This is a genomic window from Nonomuraea basaltis (genome assembly GCF_005893125.1).
Lineage (GTDB): Bacteria > Actinomycetota > Actinomycetes > Streptosporangiales > Streptosporangiaceae > Nonomuraea > Nonomuraea basaltis.
In genome coordinates this window covers 24,329-30,328 of record NZ_VCJS01000156.1, presented here as the reverse complement: position 1 = coordinate 30,328, position 6,000 = coordinate 24,329, and the positions used below count along the sequence as shown (strand labels likewise).

Annotated in this window: 2 protein-coding genes; both read left to right on the top strand. The window is 66.4% G+C overall.

The genetic code is table 11. From position 1 onward, the window contains the following. Positions 1-1,358 (top strand): DNA-directed RNA polymerase subunit beta (locus EJK15_RS47335; protein WP_476739203.1); only part of this gene is annotated, 1,358 nt, incomplete at its 5' end. A 16-nt stretch (positions 1,359-1,374) separates the two neighbouring features. After that, positions 1,375-5,250, top strand: coding sequence for a DNA-directed RNA polymerase subunit beta' (locus EJK15_RS47330; RefSeq protein WP_138717026.1), 3,876 nt, complete (start codon positions 1,375-1,377; stop codon positions 5,248-5,250). Positions 5,251-6,000 lie beyond the last annotated feature (750 nt).

The window sequence follows — 6,000 nt, the reverse complement described above, 5'->3', positions numbered from 1 at the left end:
TGCCGTGGGAGGGTCACAACTACGAAGACGCGATCATCCTGTCGCAGCGGCTGGTGCAGGACGACGTGCTTTCCTCGATCCACATCGAGGAGCACGAGGTCGACGCCCGTGACACCAAGCTGGGTCCTGAGGAGATCACCAGGGACATCCCCAACGTCTCCGAGGAGGTGCTGGCCGATCTCGACGAGCGGGGCATCATCCGCATCGGCGCCGAGGTCGTGCCCGGTGACATCCTGGTCGGCAAGGTCACTCCCAAGGGTGAGACCGAGCTGACGCCGGAGGAGCGGCTGCTGCGTGCGATCTTCGGTGAGAAGGCGCGTGAAGTGCGTGACACCTCGCTGAAGGTGCCGCACGGCGAGCAGGGCAAGGTCATCGGGGTGCGGGTGTTCTCTCGCGAGGAGGGCGACGAGCTCCCTCCGGGCGTGAACGAGCTGGTCCGCGTCTACGTGGCCCAGAAGCGTAAGATCACCGACGGTGACAAGCTGGCCGGCCGCCACGGCAACAAGGGCGTCATCTCCAAGATCCTGCCGGTCGAGGACATGCCGTTCCTGGAGGACGGCACCCCGGTCGACATCATCCTCAACCCGCTGGGCGTGCCCGGCCGGATGAACGTCGGTCAGGTGCTGGAGACCCACCTCGGGTGGATCGCCGCCAGAGGGTGGGACATCTCGGGCATCCAGGAGGCGTGGGCCGAGCGGTTGCGTGAGAAGGGCTTCGAGAAGGTCGCCCCGCGCACCAACATGGCCACCCCGGTCTTCGACGGCGCCCACGAGGAGGAGATCGTCGGCCTGCTCGGCAGCACCGTCGCCAACCGTGACGGCGACCGGATGGTGCAGCAGAGCGGCAAGGCCCAGCTGTTCGACGGTCGCTCCGGCGAGCCGTTCCCGTATCCGATCTCGGTCGGCTACATCTACATCCTCAAGCTGCTCCACCTGGTCGATGACAAGATTCACGCTCGGTCGACCGGCCCGTACTCCATGATCACCCAGCAGCCGCTCGGCGGTAAGGCCCAGTTCGGTGGCCAGCGCTTCGGTGAGATGGAGGTGTGGGCGCTGGAGGCGTACGGTGCCGCCTACGCCCTGCAGGAGCTGCTGACCATCAAGTCCGACGATGTTCTGGGCCGGGTGAAGGTCTACGAGGCCATCGTCAAGGGCGAGAACATTCCCGAGCCGGGCATTCCCGAGTCCTTCAAGGTGCTCATCAAGGAAATGCAGTCGCTGTGCCTGAACGTCGAGGTGCTCTCCAGCGACGGCATGTCCATCGAGATGCGTGACACCGACGAGGACGTCTTCCGCGCCGCGGAAGAGCTCGGTATCGATCTGTCCCGGCGTGAGCCGAGCAGCGTGGAAGAAGTCTGAGGGGGAGATCGCACAAATGCTAGACGTCAACTTCTTCGACGAGCTCAGGATCGGTCTTGCGACCGCCGACGACATCCGTCAGTGGTCGCATGGCGAGGTCAAGAAGCCGGAGACCATCAACTACCGGACTCTCAAGCCGGAAAAGGACGGGCTCTTCTGCGAGAAGATCTTCGGTCCGACCCGCGACTGGGAGTGCTACTGCGGCAAGTACAAGCGCGTCCGGTTCAAGGGCATCATCTGTGAGCGCTGCGGCGTCGAGGTGACTCGCGCCAAGGTGCGTCGTGAGCGGATGGGCCACATCGAGCTGGCCGCGCCGGTCACGCACATCTGGTACTTCAAGGGCGTCCCGTCGCGCCTTGGCTACCTGCTCGACCTGGCCCCGAAGGACCTGGAGAAGGTCATCTACTTCGCGGCTTACATGATCACGCATGTCGACACCGAGATGCGTGAGCGTGACCTGCCCTCGCTGGAGGCGAAGATCTCCGTCGAGCGGCAGCACATCGAGCAGCGCCGCGACGCCGACGTCGAGGCCCGGCAGAAGAAGCTCGAGGCCGACCTGGCCGAGCTCGAGGCCGCCGGTGCCAAGGGCGACCAGCGCCGCAAGGTCCGCGAGGGCGCCGAGCGCGAGATGCGTCAGCTGCGCGACCGGGCCCAGCGTGAGCTGGACCGGCTCGACGAGGTCTGGAGCCGCTTCAAGAACCTCAAGGTCCAGGACCTCGAGGGCGACGAGCTGCTCTACCGCGAGATGCGTGACCGCTTCGGCCGCTACTTCAAGGGCGGCATGGGCGCGCAGGCGATCCAGGACCGCCTGATCAGCTTCGACCTCGCCGTCGAGTCGGAGAACCTGCGCGAGACCATCCGCAGCGGCAAGGGCCAGAAGAAGGCCCGCGCGCTCAAGCGGCTCAAGGTCGTGTCGGCGTTCCTCAACACGACCAACTCGCCGCGTGGCATGGTGCTCGACTGCATCCCGGTCATCCCGCCGGACCTGCGCCCGATGGTGCAGCTCGACGGTGGCCGGTTCGCGACCTCCGACCTCAACGACCTCTACCGCCGGGTCATCAACCGGAACAACCGCCTCAAGCGGCTGCTCGACCTGGGCGCGCCCGAGATCATCGTGAACAACGAGAAGCGGATGCTTCAGGAGGCCGTGGACGCGCTGTTCGACAACGGCCGCCGCGGTCGCCCGGTCACCGGTCCCGGCAACCGTCCGCTGAAGTCCCTCAGCGACATGCTGAAGGGCAAGCAGGGCCGGTTCCGGCAGAACCTGCTGGGCAAGCGAGTCGACTACTCCGGCCGTTCGGTCATCGTCGTCGGCCCGCAGCTCAAGCTGCACCAGTGCGGCCTGCCCAAGCAGATGGCGCTGGAGCTGTTCAAGCCGTTCGTGATGAAGCGGTTGGTTGACCTCAACCACGCCCAGAACATCAAGTCGGCCAAGCGGATGGTCGAGCGTGCCCGCCCCGTGGTGTGGGACGTGCTCGAAGAGGTCATCACCGAGCACCCGGTGCTGCTCAACCGCGCCCCGACGCTCCACCGTCTGGGCATCCAGGCGTTCGAGCCGCAGCTGGTCGAGGGCAAGGCCATCCAGATCCACCCGCTCGTCTGCACCGCGTTCAACGCGGACTTCGACGGCGACCAGATGGCCGTGCACCTGCCGCTGTCGGCTGAGGCCCAGGCCGAGGCACGCATCCTGATGCTCTCGACCAACAACATCCTCAAGCCGGCCGACGGCAAGCCCGTGACGATGCCCACCCAGGACATGGTCATCGGCCTCTACTGGCTGACCACCCACAAGGACGGCGCGATCGGCGAGGGCCGCGTGTTCGGCTCGATCGCCGAGTCGCAGATGGCCTTCGACCGTGGCGAGCTGGAGATCCAGGCGAAGATCCAGATCCGGCTGAAGGACGTCCTGCCGCCGCGCGACTGGGTTGCTCCCGAGGGCTGGGAGCAGGGCGACCCGATCCGCCTGGAGACGACGTTCGGCCGGTGCCTGTTCAACCAGACGCTGCCCGACAGCTACCCGTTCGTCGACTTCCAGGTCGGCAAGAAGCAGCTGTCCACGATCGTGAACGAGCTGGCGGAGACCTACCCCAAGATCGAGGTCGCCAACTCGCTCGACGCGCTCAAGGACGCGGGCTTCCGCTGGGCGACGCGCTCCGGTGTCACGATCTCGATCGAGGACGTCGTCGCGCCGCCGAACAAGATGGAGATCATGGAGAACTACGAGCGCCGGGCCGACAAGGTCCAGCGCGAGTACGAGCGTGGTCTGATCACCGACGAGGAGCGCCGTCAGGAGCTCATCGAGATCTGGACGCACGCGACGGCCGACGTCGAGACCGACATGGTCAACGCCTTCCCGGCGACCAACCCGGTCTGGATGATGGTCAACTCCGGCGCCCGTGGTAACAAGATGCAGGTCCGGCAGATCGCCGGCATCCGCGGCCTGGTGTCCAACACCAAGGGTGAGACGATCCCGCGGCCGATCAAGGCCTCGTTCCGCGAGGGCCTGTCGGTGCTGGAGTACTTCATCTCCACCCACGGTCAGCGGAAGGGTCTTGCCGACACCGCTCTGCGTACCGCCGACTCGGGTTACCTGACCCGTCGTCTGGTGGACGTGGCGCAGGACGTCATCGTGCGTGAGATCGACTGCGCCACCGACCGCGGGGTCCCGCTGCACGTGGCCGATCGGGACGCGTCGGGCAACCTGGTCAAGGCGGAGAACGCCGAGTCCAACGTGCACGGTCGCATCCTCGCCGAGGACGTCGAGGTGGACGGCAAGGTCATCGTCCCTGCGGGTGTCGACATCAACGACATCCACGTGACGAAGCTGGTCGAGGCCGGGGTCGAGACCGTACGCACGCGCAGCGCGCTCGTCTGCGAGGCCAAGATCGGTGTCTGCGCGACCTGCTACGGCCGTTCGCTGGCCACCGGCAAGCTCGTGGACGTCGGCGAGGCGGTCGGCATCATCGCCGCCCAGTCGATCGGTGAGCCCGGCACGCAGCTGACGATGCGGACGTTCCACACCGGTGGTGTGGCCGGCGCCGACATCACCCACGGTCTGCCCCGTGTCACGGAGCTGTTCGAGGCGCGCATCCCCAAGGGTGTCGCCCCGATCTCCGAGGCCGAGGGCCGGGCTCGCATCGACGAGACCGACAAGACCAGGAAGATCGTCATCACTCCGGACGACGGCTCGGAGGAGATCGCCTACCCGGTCTCGATGCGCTCGCGCCTGCTCGTGCAGGACGGTCAGCGGGTCACGGTCGGTCAGCAGTTGGTCGCCGGTGCGGTCAACCCCAACGAGGTGCTGCGCATCCTCGGCCCGCGGGCCGTGCAGCTGCACCTGGTGGCGGAGGTCCAGCAGGTCTACCGCTCGCAGGGTGTGTCGATCCACGACAAGCACATCGAGATCATCGTTCGGCAGATGCTCAAGCGCGTCAACGTGCTGGAGTCCGGTGACACCGACCTGCTGCCCGGTGAGCTCGTGGAGCGGCCGCGCTTCGAGCTGATGAACCGCGAGACCGTGGCGGAGGGCGGCTCTCCGGCCGCCGGTCGTCCGGTGCTCATGGGCATCACGAAGGCGTCGCTCGCGACCGAGTCGTGGCTGTCGGCGGCCTCCTTCCAGGAGACGACCAGGGTCCTGACGGACGCGGCGATCCACGCCAAGTCCGACTCGCTCCTGGGCCTGAAGGAGAACGTCATCATCGGTAAGCTCATCCCGGCCGGCACGGGCATGCCCCAATACCGGAACATCCGGGTGGAGCCGACCGAGGAGGCCAAGGCCGCCATGTACACCGTGGGTGGATACGACGGTTCTGCCGCCGACTACACCTTCGGCACCGGCAGCGGCGAGGCGGTTCCTCTCGAGGAATACGACTTCGGCCAGTACAACCGGTAATTTCCTAGTCATCGCTAGGTGACGCGCCCGGGTCTCTTGCTCAAGAGGCCCGGGCGCGCGGCGTTCAACCCTCTCTTTCGTTACGCGGTGCCATGGCCGGCCCACCCGCCGCACGGGGCTGAGGGCCCTCCAGGGAGACGGTTTCTGAGCCCTTCAGTGGCGGGCCGCCGTTACGACGCACAGTGGGCCGAGTGACGTGGGTTCCGGCCAGATGTCATAGATCTGGCCGCAGGGCGCGCTGAAACTGTCCTGAGCGGAAGCTTGGGCGCTCTGCGTGGCCCGGCGACACGGCTGAGAGGGCGTGCCCGGACAGGCGCGTAGAGGGCGTTGGACGGCGTATCGGCTTGGTGGAGTTGATCGGGTTTCCGGGTCGTGATGTGGATCCTCGTGCGGAATGGCGGGGTGGGCCGATACCATGGGCTACGGAGCTGTAGATGGGCTGGATGAAATAGGCCCCGGGCGTCCCGGAGTGGCAAGGCTTGTCCGCTTTGTCGCGCCGTTTTGACGTGTCGCATGGGCCTGGGTAGTCTTGAGCATCGTGCCCGTCTCTATGCGGGCTCTCGACCGTGCGCTCATTACGAGCGCGGGACGGCTTCCTGGCTCGTAAACCTCGCGGGACGTCTGCGTGAACAGCGCGACACGCCCGAGCGCGGGGGCACCGAGACGGGGAAGAACCAGCAGGTCATGACACCGGCAGCACCTGCGAAATGCACCACAATTGACGTAGTACCGGCCAAGGCACGAAACGGA

Excerpts from the sequence above, each read along its gene's own strand:
- EJK15_RS47330 (WP_138717026.1), top strand. The coding sequence starts at position 1,375 with ATGCTAGACGTCAACTTCTTCGACGAGCTCAGGATCGGTCTTGCGACC.